Raw genomic sequence first — 17,082 nt, forward strand, 5'->3', positions numbered from 1 at the left:
TCATTCTAGCGGGCTAAATATCATGCTAACGGCGTTGGTATCACTTGTGCTTTCGCACTATGACTCTATTTCTTGCCAGGCAGTGTGCCAATTCAGGCCTAAGCCGGGTTCATATTGCTCGTGATTATTTCCGCCTAAGCGGCACAGTTCGGTGTAGGGCCAAGGTTTACAGCGATAAACCTTGCCGGTGGCCAGATGCAGAACACGATCGCCGGCGCAATAGAGTTCATGGTCGACGGGAAAGATATGATCATAACCCTGGTTATTATGCTGACCCCTGTGCTGCTGTTTCGCCGCACACTTGTAGTTGATAACCACCTCACAGATACCACTATTTGAACAGGCAAAAATTTCATTGCCTCGATAAGCGGTGATGAGCCCATGTTCGGTGAATTTACCCGCTTGCATCAGGGGTATATGGGTATTGATATAGTGGGCAAGGTCGCGAGTCCAGTTTTGCGGCTCGCCATGCAGATCGGACTTAATATGCAGCTTAAAACTCAGTCCTTGAACCAAACCTTGATGATCGTACACCTCAACTTCGACAGTATCGCCGCAAAATAGCTGTGTATAACTGCTTAGCGTACCCACACTGAGCCAACTGGCTGCAGGAAGAACTCCGCCCATGTTCGAGTATATGTCTGTATGTTCGGCTAATTGCAATTTGTTACCCCTTGCTTAGTCAGCGACCAAAGCACACTTCAGAACCAGGATGCGTTAAACTTTTAAGCTCACTTTGGGCTTGTTGGCCTTAGCTCTTATCGTTAAAGAACCTTCTGACCATACAAATTTACTCCCAAGACTATCAAAAGATAGAAGCGCGAATCTTAACGCACCCTGAAAGCGGGTAACTTTCTCTATTTAACCTGAGGTTTGGATAAGGGATGAGCTAACTTATTGTTTTTAAATTTCACTATAAATTACACCCTTGTCTAGCCAGAAAGTTTTAGGGATAACCAGGCGAATTTACGCACCAATAGCTAGCTCTTGGAAGTGAATTCAACGCAGTTAGCGCCAAAACTGGCTGCTAGAAAGGCATTAACTATCCGAAGCTCAGGTTATTTATTACGCTTTACTCACCTTGGCTTTATGCTGCCTCGGTACCTTGCCTCTGATACGCTGCCACACCCAGCGGAACGCGGCCCGTATATCACCGAGGATCACGTATAAACAGGGCACCAGAATAAGCGTAAGCAAGGTGGCGTACAGCACAGCGAAGCCCAGCGCCACCGCCATGGGGATCACAAACTTGGCCTGCAAGCTGGTTTCAAACATGATCGGCAGAACCCCGGCAAAGGTGGTTATTGAGGTCAGGGTAATGGCGCGAAAACGCGCGCAACCACCTTCGACCACGGCTTGTTTTACCGTATAACCCTCGCGGCGCGCCTGGTTCACATAATCTGTCATGACCAAGGAGTCGTTGATCACCACCCCGGCGGCGGCGATTAAGCCAAAAAATGACATGGTGCTCAGATCGAGACCAAACCAGAAGTGACCCCAGAGAGCTCCGGTTAAGCTGAAGGGGATCACCGACATCACGATCAGTGGCTGGCTATAACTCTTAAGCGGTACCGCCAAGAGGATGTAAACAATGATCATCCCGGCAATAAAGAAGAGAATTTGTTCATTAGCCTGAGCCTGTTGCTCTTCGATGGAACCGCCCAGTTCGGTTTTCACCGATGGGAACTGTTCTTTAAGTTGCGGCAACAAATCTTCTTTAATGCGTTTGACCACCTCGGTGGGCTCGACCCTTTCCTCGTCTATGCTGCCATAGATATAAACGGTGCGATAACCCCCTTCACGGCGAATGTAACTGATCCCCGGACGTTCCTCTAGCTCCACCACGTCACCAAGCAGTACTTCCTGGCCCGCCGGAGTCATCACCACCGCATGCTTAAGGGAAGCAAAAGCTTCACGGGTCAGTTTGGGGTAACGCACCATGACCCGCACTTCTTCACCGTCGCGGATCACTCGCTGGGCCTCGCCACCGTAGAAACTGGCGCCGACCTGACTGGCAATATTCTGCAGATCCAAGCCGAGATCATAGGCCACCGGCTTAAGGCTCATCTGCACTTCTTTGCTGGCCGGATCTATGGTGGAACTGATGTCAAACAAGCCCTGTTGTTGCTGCAACATGGTTATAAACTGACGACCAGCGGCATTGAGGGTGTCTATATCCGAACCAAATAGCAGATAACCGAATTCGCCATCACCACCTGGGTTACCATTCACGTCATCATAAATGGTCAGCGACTTCACCCCGGCAATTTCCGGCATGGCTTCGCGCCAGCGCCGCGATAACTCAAAGGCATCAAATGGGCGCAGGTCTTCATCCACCAAAGGCGCTAATACCTGAGCCTCGGTACGGCCCTGGTTGAATACCAAGAGGCTGCGTACCATTTTTTGGCCAAATTCCTGTTCGATTTGTGTGTCCACATCGAGCACCATGCGCTCGATTTTCTGAATCGCGTTAATGGTCTGAATATCCGAGGCATTGTCGTTCATTTCCACCCTGATTTGCGGGAAATCATGAGGCACCTTAGGCGTTGGCACCACACGAATATGGTTGCTGCCAATCAGCGTAAAGCTCAGGATCAACATGCCTAAAAACGCGATAAAGACCACGTAGCGCCACTCTATGCTCTTCTCCACGCAGCGACGATAAGTGCCATTCACAAAGCCAAAAAACTTATCATTAAAGCGGGCGCGAAAACCACTTGAGCTGAGAGGGCCAAAGCGGGTATGGGCTATATGCGCCGGCAAAATCAGCTTTGACTCGATCAGACTAAAGGCCAAACACGCCATCACCACCACCGCGATGCCGAAGAAAAACGCCCGTCCGGGCCGCTCGATAAGGTAAAGGGTGCAAACACCGCCATGGTGGTCAACACCCCGAAGGTCGCCGGGGTGGCCACGCGCTGGGCACCACGTACCACATTGTCGACGCCACCACCTTTTTTCTCGATCTCAGAATAGGCGCTCTCGCCTATGACTATGGCGTCATCAACCACTATCCCCAATACCATAATAAAGGCGAACAGGGAGACAATATTAATACTGATGCCAAAGATGGGCATGGTCATCAGCGCTCCTAAGAAGCACACCGGCAGACCTATCATCACCCACAATGCCAGTTTAAAGCGCAAAAACAGGGTCAGCATCAAGGCCACCAGGATGGCCCCTTGAAGCAGGTTTTTCAGCATCATATCCAGGCGCGCATTGAGGTAATAGGTCATATCCATCAGCGGCTCTATGGTCACCCCGGCAGGCAGGGTTTTATTCTTTTGGTCGATATAGGCCTTAACCGACTCCGCTACGGGGATCATGTTTTGCTCTTTAGTCGCCTTAACACTCAGGTAGATGGCATTTTTGCCGTTGAACTTGAAGTAACGCTCGCCTTCAACAAACCCATCCTTGATTTGCGCCACATCCTGCAGCAGCACCTTGGCACCATTGGCCCCTACCTTTACCGGAATATTGCGAAACTCCTCGCCGGAGTAGGACTGAGCCTCGACCCGTACGGAAATAATGCCTGCATCGGTACGCAGCTGGCCGGCGGAAAAATTGGCCGAGTAACGGCGCACCGCATTGGCTACATCACTCAAGGTGAGGTTATAGCGGCGCAGGGTATCGGGTTTGATTTCGATGGCAATTTCGTCCAGCGGCACATCGTTTTGCACCAGAGACACATTGCCTAGTTGCAGCAGTTCATCTTCAATTTCATTGGCAATGGGCTTCAGCTCGGTCAGCGGCAGGTCGGCCACCAAAGACATACCTATCACATCCTGGCGAAATTCCACCTGACTTATGGTGACCGGCTCCATCCCCGCCGGGAAGGTGGCGATGCCATCGACGCGTAACTTCACCTTGTCGAGTACATCGCTGAGCTCGGCATCCGGGTCTATCTCTAACGAGGCACGTCCGGAGTTACGGAAGGCGCGATAAACACCCTTGTCTATCTCGGTCACATCCTTGAGCGACTCTTCGATTTTGATCAGTATGCTTTCTTCGATTTCCTGCGGCGAGGCGCCTGGATAATTGGCGGTCACATTGATGTAGTTAATTTCAATATTAGGGAACATCTGCCGCTGAATAGTGAAATAACTGACGATCCCCATAATGATGATAAACACCATCATCAGGTTAGCAGCCACGGAATTGTTAGCGAAGTAGGCGATAATGCCGGTTTGCTTTGGCGTTTGCATGGGCCTCTCCTACAGCTGGTCGTTGCTTGGGCTGGTACTCACCTGCCCGGCGATACGTACTTCCATGCCCTGCTGCGGATATTCCGGCAAGGTCAGCACGATGCGATCGCTGCTTTGCAGGCCTTCGCTGATTAAGAAAAACTCATCTTCTTCGCGCACCACGGTAACCTGACGCGGCTGCAGCAGGTTGTCCTTGTTCACCACCCACACGGTTTTATTGTTAACCAGCTCCTGCGGTAAGCGGAAAATCTCACGCAGGGTTTGCCCCGGGAATTGTACCTGTACATAGCTGCCAAATTTGACCTTGGGTTGCTGCGTGTGAATGGCATAGGGGTCATCCACACGCACCACCAAGTTGCTCATACGCGTGGCGCTATCTACTATCCCCAAATCACGGTCAATCACCGCACTGCGGCTATAACCACCGAGTCCTTCCTGGGTAATGGTGGCCTCAATGCCAGCAACACGCGGTGGTAAAAAGGCGCTATCGAAGCCAGCGATGGGCAGAATGATCTCCGCCGTCTCGATATTATTAAGCTCTGCCACCTTGCTGCCCGGGCTGACAAACTGGCCCTGGCCAATGTCGCGGGAGATCACCAGGGCATCATAAGGAGCACGCACTTCGCAGTTAGCAAGATCACGCAGCGCCCGCTTGAGCGCCGCTTCCGCCGACTTAACAGCAGCCTGAGCACTCAATACCTGAGGTTCGCGCAAGAATAGGGCCGAGCGCTTCACGCCTGGGGTGCGGGCGGCTTCGTCTTTGGCCACCTGTTGCTGCGCCTGCTCTTCAATCAAGGCCGCCTGTGCTCGCGCTACCTCGGCCTCGGCCTGCAACACAGCCGCTTCATAGTTGTCTTTTTCTATGGTGAACAGCAGATCGCCACGGGCAACTATGCCGCCGGCAACAAAACCCTTGTTCCAGCTCACCACCTCGCCACTGACCTGAGCGGCAAGTAAAGTGTGTTCAAGCGGTCTAACCTCGCCATAGCTGGTCAGCAGCACTTGGTGATCGCTGGCGGCCAGAGATTTCACCTCGACTATAGGCCGGGTATCGACCTGCTTGGTTTCATCCGGCTTTTTCGCCGTTGCCATGATACCGCTAGCGGCGGCCCCAGTGACCACAACAACTGCGAGTGCGACTAAGGATTTTTTTAATGCCTGATGCATGGCCGATCACCTTGATAAAATTATATTCAGCATATATTAACAACTTGGTTCTTTTTAGTAACTGCTCATTTGTAAGCAAGTATTAATTTTAGCAACATCAAATATCGACCGCTTTGTAATTGATTAACAAGGGCTTTCTACTTCGTGAACGGCGCATTTATCGCCCACTTATATGTCTTTGACAGCACCCCCACTAAGCAGCACCGAGCACCAATAATGCGATAAAACGCTCTTAGCCATACTTTGTTACAAAGTAAAAGTGCATATTTATCAAATGATTACTTGCAATATATCGGCTTTATACCGGCTTCTGTCTCATTCCCGGTTTTTTCGCCAGCCAGTTTCAGTACACTGCTTTGCTAACAACAAGCAAGATCAGGGACCCAAATGAAACTCTCTACCCTTACACTGGCCCTTAGCCTGGCGCTAGGCAGCCAGGCCACCTTGGCCAAAGATAAAGAAGAAGAAAAAACTAAAACACTGGCGCAAACCACCGCCGACCATATCCTTTACGATGGCGTATTCGATTTTTATCAAGACCCGAAAAGCGGCGACAACCTAATGGTGATCACCGAGGCGCAGCTTAACAAGCCTTATGTTTATTTCGCCCATACCGTAGACGGTGTTACCGATGCCGGCCACTTCCGTGGCGCCTACCGTGAAACCAAGCTGATCGAATTTCGTCGCTACTTTGACCGCGTCGACATTGTTAGCAAGACCCCGCGTTACCAGTTCAACGACGACAGCGCAATTGCCCGCGCTGCTGAAGCCAATATCAGCGAAGCCGTACTCGCCAGTCTGCCGATTGAAGTGGAAGAAGCAGGTAAAATCGCTTTTAAAGTAGACAAATTATTCCTCAGCGAAGCGCTGCATAAGGTGTCGCCTTGGAGCAACCCGGACGACAAAGACGCCAAGAAGCGCTTTAAACTGGGCAAGCTGGACGACAAAAAATCACGCATTATTAAGCATCGCCCGTACCCAAATAATATAGATATAGTTGTCGATTATGTATTTAACAATGACAACCCCAGCGTCCGAGGCTCAGCCGCCATCAGCGATCCACGCGCAGTTTCAATCAAGGTTCAGCACTCCTTTGTGGCATTACCACAAAACGATTACCAGCCACGCTACGACGATGCCCGCATCGGCTACTTTAGCAACCAGTTTGACGATATGACCTCGGCGGATTGGGCTCCTTATAAAGACGTGATCAAACGCTGGAACCTGGTGAAAAAAGACCCTCATGCCGAGCTATCCGAGCCGGTTGAGCCGATCGTCTGGTGGATTGAAAACACCACGCCGGTAGAATGGCGAGACACCATAAAGGAAGGCGTACTAGGCTGGAACAGCTCGTTTGAAAAGGCCGGTTTTAAAAATGCCCTAGTCGTGAAGGTGCAACCAGACGATGCCGATTGGGATGCCGGTGATATCAACTACAACGTGTTACGCTGGACCTCATCACCTCGCCCGCCATTCGGCGGTTATGGCCCGGCGCTGGCAAGCCCGCTCACAGGTCAAATCCTGGGCTCGGACATCATGCTTGAATACGTGTTTATGAAAAACCGTTGGATCTACGACACCCTGTATTCCCAGGGTGCGGCCAGCCTAGCTCAAAGCCCAGTCCGCGGCGAAGCCCAGGGCGAAGAGCTAAACTGCTCGCTGGGCCATGAATTACAACAAAACATGATTTTGGCCAGCACCCTGGCCAGCGGCGCCGACATTAGCGACAAAGAAATTCTGCGCCAGGGCCTAACGCAATTGGTGCTGCACGAAGTAGGTCATACCCTGGGTCTGAACCACAATATGAAGTCATCCATCCTGTGGGATGAAAAGCAGGTGCATGATAAGAGCCTGACTCAAGGCATAGTGACCGGCTCTGTGATGGACTACGCTCCTGCCAACATAGCACCAAAAGGCGTTGAGCAAGGCGACTTTTTCCAAACCAAACCAGGTCCTTATGACGATTGGGCGATTGAATTCGGCTACAGCCAAGCGCTCACTGAAGCTGAGGCCGAGCAAGCTCGCCTAGAGAAAATCCTGTCGCGCTCCGCTGAGCACAAGCTGGCCTTTGGTAACGATGCCGATGATATGCGTGCCCCGGGCCGTCATATCGACCCACGCGTGATGATTGGCGACCTTTCCTCAAACCCGGTAGCCTATGGCGCCGAGCGCATGGCACTCGTAGAAAGCCTGCTGGCCGAACTTAAAGCCAAAGCCCTAGTTGAGGGCGAAAGCCACCAGCAACTAGTGGTCTCGGCCAATATTCTCGCCGGCCAGTATAAGCAGCAGGCGGAAGTGATTTCTCGCCAGATCGGCGGTATTTATGTCGAGCGTAACTTGGTTGGCAGCGATGGCGGCAAGGCACCATTTACTCCGGTACCACTGGAGCGTCAAAAAGCGGCCATGCAGGTGTTAGCCGACAAGGTCTTCGCACCTAATGTTCTTAAAGACATGCAGCCGCTGTACAGCTACTTGCAGCAACAGCGTCGTGGCTTCAACCACTATGGTAAGAATGAAGATCCAAAAGCGCACGCCATGATACTGACAATGCAGCAAGGGGTGCTTAACCAGTTACTGCATAAGAATGTATTGCAGCGTATTTCTGACTCCAGCCTATACGGCAACGAGTATGATTTAAGCACCATGATGCAGGATCTTACTGCGGCTATTTTTGTTGATGCCAAGGAAGCCAGCAGCCTAAGCCATAACCTGCAGGTGGAATACGTGAATCGCCTAATCGCCATTGCCGGCGTGAAGAAGCCTAGCGGCTACGACAACCTGGCCAAGGCGGCAGCATTATCGCAACTGCAGCATATCCGCGACGAGAATGTCGCCTGGGGAGCCAGTGCGGCAGCCAAGGCCAATAAGCAGTATATTAACCTGCTGATCGACAAGGCATTAACCGTTTAAGCTTGCCAGCTAAGAGACAAAAAAGGCCACATTATGTGGCCTTTTTTATGGTCAATTCTGTACTAGGCCATGGCCGGGCGTTGGCGATAATATTGAATACAGGCCAACTGTGCCGCATTGGTTAAGAGGATCATCACAAAATTAAGCACATGAGCCACACTCGGCGTGCTCATGGCCAGCTCCGCCGCCAGACCAAGTACACCGGCAATAAACTGCAAAATAAAATACCGGGCACTCAGGTTAGAAACATCGCCACTGCGGATGGTTTTATAGGTTTGCGGCATCGCGCGGATTGAGCTCATCAGTAACGCCACAAAGGTTAAGACATGGAGTAGTTCACCGGTATCAATCTGAGCGCTAAGCAGCAAGGTAAAGGGCAATAAAGTAGCCACTAGCAAGAGCAATAGTCGTTTACGCTGGCTATCGCTGGCGTTATAGCGGATAAAGTAATAAAGGATCAGCGCACTGAGCATGCCGGTTACCACGAATGGCAACACCATGGCGTAGCGCTCAAAAAACAGGTTAAAGGCGATAAAGTAAAGGCTTTGCGCCACTCCAAAGCTCATCATCAGCAAAGATACCCCGGAAACACTGCGATTCCTACGAATTTTATTTAGCATGGGTAAAAAGCTAAAAGCCAGAATCAAGGACGCAAACAGGGCTAGATACTGAGTCAAGGCAACCTCTTTTAGTAATTAAAAAGTTAACCATTAAAAATCATAGTTAATACTAAGTTTAAATTTGTAAACTCATGATTTTTAACGATTTTAAAGAAGGCGCGCATTGTATATTTGCGTGATTTGTTGGCAAGTTTGGAGGGGCAGACGGTCAAGGAACCGCTGTAAATATTTTCGTACAAGGAAAATACAAAGCCCTAGGCAAAAACCTTAGGCAAACACCCTTGGCAAAGCAGTGGGCTCAGCCAGTAGAGGATGGCCAAACCCAGGCAGGATAATGTCGAGCTTACCCCCAGCGAATAATAGTGCCCAGAGTATGGCTTTCGCCGGGAGCCAACTCCACCTTGTCATCCAGCACATTGGCCGCTTCCAGGCACAGCATGCGATGGTATTCATCATCGGCAAAGTTAGAAAGGCGCTTGGATTTGTCCTCCCAAGGGTTCCACAGTACACAAGAACGGGAGTTCTCACGCTCTACTTCTATGGTGCCATCGGGAGTACGAATGCGCTGCAGCGCGCCAGCGCCGCTGTATACCATATCGGTTTCGCGACCAAAGCGTACCACCTCTTGCTGCTCGAAGGGGCCTTCACCAAACTCAATATAGTGCGCGCCTTGCAGGCCATCAACCTCGGTTTGAGTGATATCCGGGGTCGGGAAATAAGTGTGCAGAGCCTGAGTTAGCTGGATCACATGATCATCCAGATTGGTATTAGTTAAACGCACCTCAAGCTGTTTAGCACTGAGCACGTACTCAACCTTCAACTGGGTTTTATGGGGCCAGTATTCTGGGTCGACCTGGGTCATGGGCAAGGACAAGCTGATGCGAATTTCATCCTGAGTTTCCTGTACCTCTTCGGCGCGCCATAGCAAGACGCGGGCAACGCCATGTATCGGCCAATCCGGGTGTTGATGCACACCAAACCAGGGCCAACAAACAGGAATACCGCCGCGCATGCTCTTACCACTTTGAAAGTCTTCTTCTTCGGATACCCAGATGAGGGCTTTGCCGCATGCAGGAGTGTACTGGGTAAGCTGTGCGCCCTGGAGGAAGATACGCGCCTGACATAAGGGCGAGTCCACCTCTAAGTACTCCAGGCCGGAATCACAATGGGTAATAGAAACACTCGATGAAAGCTGCATTATTCAATCCTTAACGATAAAGCGGTGCTGAGTCACCTTACCCAAAGTCCCGCACTAAATAAACATATTGGCAAAATAATTCATCACCTTGTCATCCCCCAGCGAATTCAAACCATAAGCCGCTCATTCACCAGTTTGTGCACAGAGGGTGGCCGAGGCGCTTTTTACGGGTATAATGGCGGGGTTACAGGTTGGAGATTGGAAATGCAAAAGTATGATGAGTTGTTAATTGCCCTACGCAAGGTTATTCGCGCTATCGATCTGCATTCCAAACAACTCAATAAAACCTCGGGGTTAACCGGGCCTCAGTTGCTGATCATGAATGAAGTGGCACAAACCGACGGCATTACCGCCAGCCGCATCGCGCAAAATGTAAATCTAAGCCCGGCTACGGTCACCAATATTCTCGACCGCTTAGAGAGCCGCGAACTGGTAAGCCGAGTACGCAGCCAACTCGATAAGCGCCGTGTCAGCCTCTATCTAACCGAGCAAGGAACGGCCCTGTTGAACAAGGCGCCGCAGCCACTGCAAGAGCACTTTATCGACAAGTTCACTAACCTGGCCGAATGGGAGCAAACCCTGCTGCTCTCGTCCATGCAGCGCATAGCCGCGATGATGGATGCCGATAAGATCGATGCCTCACCTCTGCTCGAAGTGGGCGCCATCACCAAGCCCCCAGAGAGCAACAAGGGCGAATAATACCCCATTAACCTAAGCTTTTGCTTTTGCTACACTAATTAATCATCTTTGGGCTCGATAAGAGGCCTAGTCACGGCTACCGCTTGTTCTCGGTTGAGAAACTCGTTGAAAAACTCGATTGAGATACTCTGTTGAGGCACGTGGTTCCAAACGACCAGTCGCCCCGGAACCGGGCCTACCTTCGTAAAAACCCGAAACTTAGTCTAGGCTAGGGGAACGGGCCACAACAAAAGGTTATTATGATTAATTTCAACAGCACAGCATTGGCAGTAAGCTTAGCCCTGACATCTGGCTCGGCACTGGCCAACCCTGAATTGGAGGCAATGAAAAAGCAACTTGAGCAAATGCAGCAGCAAATGCAACAGTTGCAGCAAAAGCTCGAAGCGGCAGAACGCAAATCCAAACAGCAAGAACAAGAGCAACAGCAAATCACTCGGCGCATTGCTAAACAAGAAGAGCAACTGGAACAGAGCGTAGCGCAACAAAGCGAAGAAAAAGAAGATGGTATTCGCATTGGCGGTGCCGTACGTACCAACTACAGCCACACTTCCTACGACGACGACAATAAAAACCGCGGCGGCGACTTCGATTTCGATATATTCCGCGTTAACTTCGCCGGTGATATTGGCGATGTGGAACTCAATGCCGAGATCCGCTTCTTCGACTATATGACGGCGGTAAAATATGCCTATGTGGGTTATGATTTTGCCGACGACTGGCAGGTGCAGGCGGGTATTACCAAGGTACCTTTCGGCAACTGGCCTTATAACTCGCACAACTATTTCTTCGGCACCACCTATTATGTGGGTCTGGAGGATGATCACGATCTTGGCCTGCTGTTTAAACGCAAAATTGCCGACAACTGGCAGCTCGACCTCGGCTTTTTCAAAAACGATGAACTCGGTGGCGTCGACGGCTATGTCGATAACCGCAGCGATCGCTATTCCTACGATGTAGTTGGTTTTCGCAGCGCCGATGAGGGCATTTATGCCGAACCCACCAATGCCATTGGCGAATACAACACCTTCTCCGGCCGCTACGGCTACCACCTTGAACATGAAGGTGGCAAAACCGAGCTAGGGGTGTCTGGTTTGCGCGGCGATCTGCATGACGGCGACGACCGTGTGGGTGATTACTATGCCTGGGCGGTTCACCTCAACAGCACCCTGGGACGCTGGAATTTACAGTTACAGCATGGTGAATATAACTATGATATCGACAATGTCGATCGCATGGCGGTAGGCGCTTACTCCTTTTACGACAGCATCGCCGCCGAGGCAACCATGACCAATGCCAATATCGCCTATAGCCTGCCGGTAAAATGGGGCGCGGTAACCGGACTGCAGTTTTATAACGACTACGGCATCATCTACGACAAATCCGATAACAGCGCCGATACCTGGATGAATGTCACCGGCTTCTCGGTGGCCGCCGGTGGCTTATTCACCTATTTCGATCTGGTGCATGCGAAGAACCAGCCGTTTGTTGGCGGTTCCATCGCCGGCGACAGTGACGAAACCGAGCGTCGCTTTAATATCAACATCGGATATTACTTCTAAAAAAAGGGCCGCGAGGCCCTTTTTGCTGTGCAAGCCACCGCCATCCAGCCAGGCAAAAAGCCATAGCGGCCTCAACCCAGCTTTAGTACACTGCCCTTAACAGGGGTTGCGGAATCGAATGGTGAGCCTGATAACTGTCCTTAGTCGGCATCTAAAACGCTACAAGAACCTTGCCTTACAAGCGCTAGGCCTAGGCTTTGTCGGCCTGGGCATAGTAGGAATTGCCCTGCCGGTGATGCCCACCACCATCTTTTTTATCGCCGCCCTGGCCTGCTTTACTCACTCTTCCCCGCGCCTCGAGGCCTGGCTGCTTGAGCACCCCAGGTTCGGGCCTATTCTATCGGCCTGGCGCCAACACAAGGTGGTGCCAACCAAGGCCAAATGGCTGGCGGCCTTAGGCATGAGCATCGGCCTGTATATGATGATGTTTTCGACCGCGCCAAGCTATGCCGTGGTGCTGGTGGCCGCTATCGAGGCCTGCGTACTGGTTTATTTAATTCGGCGCCCCGGGAAAGTCCAGCTGCCACCAAGCTCTTTTACCTTGGCTATGACCCTAAGCGCGCTGTTTTTTACCCATCACCTACTCGTCCTTTATTGGCTGCAGAGCTGAGCTAAGCACGACACTAGTTCGCCAGCTTACATCTGTGCTTGGCGTCATTAATGGCCTGCGCATGAGCTGGCGACAAGGGCAAGGGCTTAAACGGGCTTACATTAGCGCCTCCTGTGTTGCCCGTTGGCAATAAACCGATGGCGGTTTTGCTCAGGGCGCCAACAATACGTAAAACCTGCCCCGCCACCTCGGGATACACTTTGTGTTGCCAGCCCCAAACCAGCATCAGCAAATGGGTGTAGGTGTGCCAGTAGGTGGACTCCTGCCCTAACACATGGGCATTCTCCAAATGGGTAAACTCTTGTGTTTTCTGTGTCGATAATCTGGCTCTGCGCGCCATAACCAACTCACGCAGGACGGCATAACGGATCGCTTGGGTAAAGTTCATGCTGTGCTCCCATCACTCAATTTTTCAACAGCATAAACCTTAGTGTTAACTCCAAGGCAAGATTTTTTATGAAGTAATATTTTTCAACGACCTTTCGAGGCGGCCGGCATTTACGTCAAGGAAAGGGAAACGAGGCAAGTAAGGCAGCAAGGGCTTGCCGCCTTGGTCATTCTTGAATTAGCAGCTTAGTGCGCTGTGCAGGGTGTCGAGGTGATTAACCAAATCCAGGCCCAGGTCGGTCAGGTAGCCGCCGTCCGGGCTATCGGTAATGCCCTTTTCAAACAGGCGTCGAGCCGCTTCGCGCATGGCTTCATCGGCATCGCTATGCACCTTAATGCCCTGCATATGACTGGCCCGAGGAAATTTAGCCAGTAACTCCATCTCGTCAACCATGGCTTGATTTATACGCATATTATTTTCCTTTGTTGCTTTTATTATCACGCTTGTATTAATGCTAGACGATGAAAAAAAATTTGCCCTGCGCCATATCATATTTTCGCACTTTCATCTTAGAAACCGCTCTGCTTATACTTTTCCATTACGCACTCATCCGCCAGCAAGCACGTTTTGTCGCATTCAACTGTTGGCAGCCGGTCGCCACTGTTAGGCTCAAGAAAACTGAGGAGATGACCATGACTAAACTTTTCCCGGCACTGTGTGCCTCCTTGCTGGTAAGCGCCTGCAGCAATACTCCCGCACCCATGCAGGCCGACGTGCTCATTTCGCAAGTGGATGTTATCGATGTGCGCAGCGGCGATATTAACGCCGATCAACAGGTGGCCATCCGCGGCGATAAAATTATCTGGGTAGGCAAAAATGCCGACCACATTAACGCCAGTACCAGAATAGATGGCACAGACCAGTATATTATGCCCGGCCTGTGGGATATGCATGTGCACTTTGGTGGCGGCGAAAAACTGATTGCAGAAAACCAAAATTTATTGCCTCTGTACCTGGCTTATGGCGTGACCGCGGTGCGTGATGCCGCCGCCGATATCAGCGATTCAGTGCTCACCTGGCGGGCGGCGATAAATAACAATGAACTACTTGGGCCAACCCTGTTTACCTCGGGCCCCAAGCTAGAAGGGAAGAACTCAATCTGGGCCGGCGACCTGGAGGTAGAAACCGAGGCAGAAATGAATGCGGCGCTGGATCAGCTCGAGGCCATGGACGTCGACTTTATTAAGATCACCGACAGCGCCCTGACCCCCGAGCTCTACCTGAAGGCGGTGCAGGAAGTAAAAAAACGCGGCCTGCCAATCAGCGGTCATATTCCTTTTGCGCTCTCGGTCACCCATGTGTCTAAGGCCGGCCTTGATGGCATTGAACACATGCCTTACCTGCTTAAGGCCGGCGCCCGTAATGAAGCGGAAATCTCCGCTAAGGTGCGCAGCGGCGAACTAAGTTACTGGAGTGCCCTGCCCATTATTCGCGCCAATTTTGATGAGCAAACTGCGCTAAGCAAATACCGTGTCCTGGCCGAAAACGACACCGCGGTGGTGCCTACCCTGATAGGCAGCCAGATTATCGCCTTTATCGACGAAGACGATCACCTGAATGACCCGGAGCTCGATTTACTCGGCCCAGGCATTAAAGCCACCTACAGTTGGCGAGTGGAGCGTGCCGCACAAAAGGCCGCCGCCGATGCCAATGAGATCACCGAGCGCAAAGCCCGCTTTCGCGCCACTCGGGACCTTCTTCCCCTGCTAGACCAGGCCGGAGTGACCATTATGGCCGGTACGGACACGGGTTATCTCAATTCTTATATTTATCCGGGTAAGGCATTGCATGACGAGCTCGCCATTTATGTCGACGGCGGTCTCAGCCCACTGCGCGCCTTGCAAAGCGCGATACTTACGGGACCAAAATGGCTGGGTAAAGAAGCTGAATATGGTGCCGTGGAAGCGGGCAAAAAAGCCGATCTACTGCTGCTTGGCAGCAACCCGCTTGAAGATATTAGTCACACCCGTGATATCCGCACCCTGATCAGCCGTGGCCAGGTCTATAACAGCGCCGCACTGCAAGCCATGCTCGATGCGGCGAAGGCAAAGGTTGCTACAGCACAAGCTCAATAAGGGCTGCGGCGTTTAAACAACAAGCAATAAAAAAAGCCATCAGCTCTAACAGCTGATGGCTTTAACCAATGCCCAAAACATTGTTTGAGCCCAATGACCGCCTGCTAAGCAGGCAGTCATTATCCTTGGCATCTGTTTGCCTTAGTTGTTTTCCACTATGTCCACATCAGCCAGGCTACCTTTAACCGCACGTACTTGCTGTACGGTCACCATGGTCTTACCTACAAGAGCTTTTGCCGCAGAATCAGCGGAGGCTGTATCACCGTCAACTTCCACTGCCGCCGAGGCGCTAGTTGAAAACTTCGCTCTGATTTCATAGATGCCTGCATCCATATTAGGCAAAATGAAGTTAAAGTGGTGAGAAGCTAGGGTGTCTTGCATTAAACCAATTTGTTCGTCAGTTGTTGTACACTCAGTAGCCACATCGATTGTGCCATCAGGTAAACCGTCATCACCAGGAAGGTCGGTGCAGGTCTCAAGCACGCCACCCAAGGTGGCACTCAGCTCCTGCACACGCTTAGACAGCATCACAGGACCAGGGGCTGCAGTGATCTCAGTGCCTGCTTTAACTGCAACAAGTTCCACCTCAACGCTGGCACCCGCTACGGCTTTTGCCGCTGCGCCATCTTTACCTTTTACAGTGGTATCCGTGACTAGGCCGATTTCCGCAGACACACCGACCAATAACTCTTTGTCTTGAGGCACCTTGATGGTGGTCAGCAGATACCCATGTCTTTCGTGAGGAGGCAGCTCCTCACCATCCGCTGGCGGAGTGGTACTGGCAATAGACTCTAATTTTATAGGTTCGTCATTCCAAGCGGCCGCAAACTTAGCCGAGGCATTATTGGCATAAGCGGAAAAAGCAGAACTTGCGAGGGTTACAGATACGGCGAGTAGTAGAGTGTTTAATTTCATGTGAACTCCCTGGTTTTTAAACCATAGTTTTTGATTAATAACTGTGAGCCATAAAACTACTATGGGATCTTCAATACCTTGCTACTGCGGTACTCCACATAACCGTTCTGGTTAAAAATGTGGTCTAAACATTTTAGTCAATTTAAAGGGATTGCAAGTAAAAATTCATTCTTAAGGGTGAGAAAAACAAGGAATATAAAAAAATTTTTTGATTTATCGGAAGTTACTTACTATCTTTTCAGATCTTTTTGAGTTCAGAAGCCCCTAATGAGCTTTCAAGCGCCCTCGACCTAAAAAATTAACGCATTGTTATTTATCCGTTTTATTTTTTCCTTTTCAAGGTCACTTATTCAGTTTGTTCAGGCAGCAGAAAAGGAAAAATAAATTTATCGCTCTGCGTAATTTAATTTTAAAACACCACCAATTTTATTAGGTTTACCGATAAATTTACTGCTATTTCATTAGGTCGCGGATTAGCATCATACATCTGGCGTGCGTGGCCGTAAGCTGTATACAAGCCAGCACGCGCAGATTTCAACTCACCAGTATTACCAAGACTTCTCCCTCTAAATCGCACATAAAAAAGGCGCATAAAGCGCCATTTTATTTTTGGGGAGTTATTTTTTCACACGGATATAAAATGCCTATAATCTAAAGGCATATACCAGCTACCAAAACACAGTATCAAAGACCAAGACCCCAGCTATAAAGAGCAGCCTGATTATTATTTTTTTAC

The 17,082-nt window shown here is 50.7% G+C and carries 11 protein-coding genes and 2 pseudogenes; 5 read left to right on the forward strand and 8 right to left on the reverse strand.

Translation table 11 applies throughout. The features are described from left to right. Nucleotides 1–57: 57 nt before the first annotated feature. The 3 genes and pseudogenes from C2M17_RS12880 to C2M17_RS12890 form a co-directional block, all read right to left on the reverse strand. A complete protein-coding gene (locus C2M17_RS12880; RefSeq protein ID WP_158684023.1) occupies nt 58–663 on the reverse strand; it encodes a chitin-binding protein in 606 nt (201 codons plus the stop codon). 402 nt (nt 664–1,065) lie between these two features. Next, a pseudogene (locus C2M17_RS12885) lies at nt 1,066–4,205 on the reverse strand (efflux RND transporter permease subunit). Nucleotides 4,206–4,214: 9 nt separating this feature from the next. Continuing rightward, complete coding sequence (locus tag C2M17_RS12890) at nt 4,215–5,372, reverse strand: efflux RND transporter periplasmic adaptor subunit (protein WP_105201151.1); 1,158 nt, start codon at nt 5,370–5,372, stop codon at nt 4,215–4,217. 387 nt (nt 5,373–5,759) lie between these two features. On the opposite strand from C2M17_RS12890, the gene C2M17_RS12895 reads away from it, so the two are divergent. Then, a complete protein-coding gene (locus C2M17_RS12895; protein ID WP_105201152.1) occupies nt 5,760–8,282 on the forward strand; it encodes a zinc-dependent metalloprotease in 2,523 nt (840 codons plus the stop codon). Nucleotides 8,283–8,344: 62 nt separating this feature from the next. Here the strand turns inward: C2M17_RS12895 and C2M17_RS12900 are convergent, their stop codons facing one another. Next, nucleotides 8,345–8,959, reverse strand: a complete 615-nt coding sequence (locus C2M17_RS12900; protein WP_105201153.1) for a PQ-loop domain-containing transporter — start codon at nt 8,957–8,959, stop codon at nt 8,345–8,347. Nucleotides 8,960–9,245: 286 nt separating this feature from the next. Beyond that, on the reverse strand, nt 9,246–10,100 hold the full coding sequence (locus C2M17_RS12905) for a D-hexose-6-phosphate mutarotase (protein ID WP_105201154.1): 855 nt from the start codon (nt 10,098–10,100) through the stop codon (nt 9,246–9,248). Nucleotides 10,101–10,304: 204 nt separating this feature from the next. Between C2M17_RS12905 and C2M17_RS12910 the strand changes: the two genes are divergently transcribed. From C2M17_RS12910 to C2M17_RS12920, 3 genes and pseudogenes are all read left to right on the forward strand, one after another. Beyond that, a complete protein-coding gene (locus C2M17_RS12910) occupies nt 10,305–10,799 on the forward strand; it encodes a MarR family winged helix-turn-helix transcriptional regulator (protein ID WP_105201155.1) in 495 nt (164 codons plus the stop codon). A gap of 239 nt (nt 10,800–11,038) precedes the next feature. Beyond that, nucleotides 11,039–12,358: a porin gene (locus C2M17_RS12915; RefSeq protein ID WP_105201156.1), complete on the forward strand. Its 1,320-nt coding sequence runs from the start codon at nt 11,039–11,041 to the stop codon at nt 12,356–12,358. Nucleotides 12,359–12,476: 118 nt separating this feature from the next. Beyond that, nucleotides 12,477–12,866: pseudogene (locus C2M17_RS12920) on the forward strand (YbaN family protein); the annotation flags it as partial. A 115-nt stretch (nt 12,867–12,981) separates the two neighbouring features. On the opposite strand, the gene C2M17_RS12925 reads toward C2M17_RS12920, so the two are convergent. Then, complete coding sequence (locus C2M17_RS12925; RefSeq protein WP_105201158.1) at nt 12,982–13,356, reverse strand: DUF3703 domain-containing protein; 375 nt, start codon at nt 13,354–13,356, stop codon at nt 12,982–12,984. Nucleotides 13,357–13,533: 177 nt separating this feature from the next. Next, a complete protein-coding gene (locus C2M17_RS12930) occupies nt 13,534–13,767 on the reverse strand; it encodes a TIGR02647 family protein (RefSeq protein WP_105201159.1) in 234 nt (77 codons plus the stop codon). A gap of 221 nt (nt 13,768–13,988) precedes the next feature. Here C2M17_RS12930 and C2M17_RS12935 point away from each other — a divergent pair, with 221 nt between their 5' ends. After that, nucleotides 13,989–15,431, forward strand: a complete 1,443-nt coding sequence (locus C2M17_RS12935) for an amidohydrolase family protein (protein ID WP_105201160.1) — start codon at nt 13,989–13,991, stop codon at nt 15,429–15,431. A 141-nt stretch (nt 15,432–15,572) separates the two neighbouring features. On the opposite strand, the gene C2M17_RS12940 is transcribed toward C2M17_RS12935, so the two are convergent. Then, complete coding sequence (locus C2M17_RS12940; RefSeq protein ID WP_105201161.1) at nt 15,573–16,346, reverse strand: hypothetical protein; 774 nt, start codon at nt 16,344–16,346, stop codon at nt 15,573–15,575. Between the last annotated feature and the right edge of the window lie 736 nt (nt 16,347–17,082).

This window comes from Pseudoalteromonas sp. T1lg10 (genome assembly GCF_002964545.1).
GTDB lineage: Bacteria > Pseudomonadota > Gammaproteobacteria > Enterobacterales > Alteromonadaceae > Pseudoalteromonas.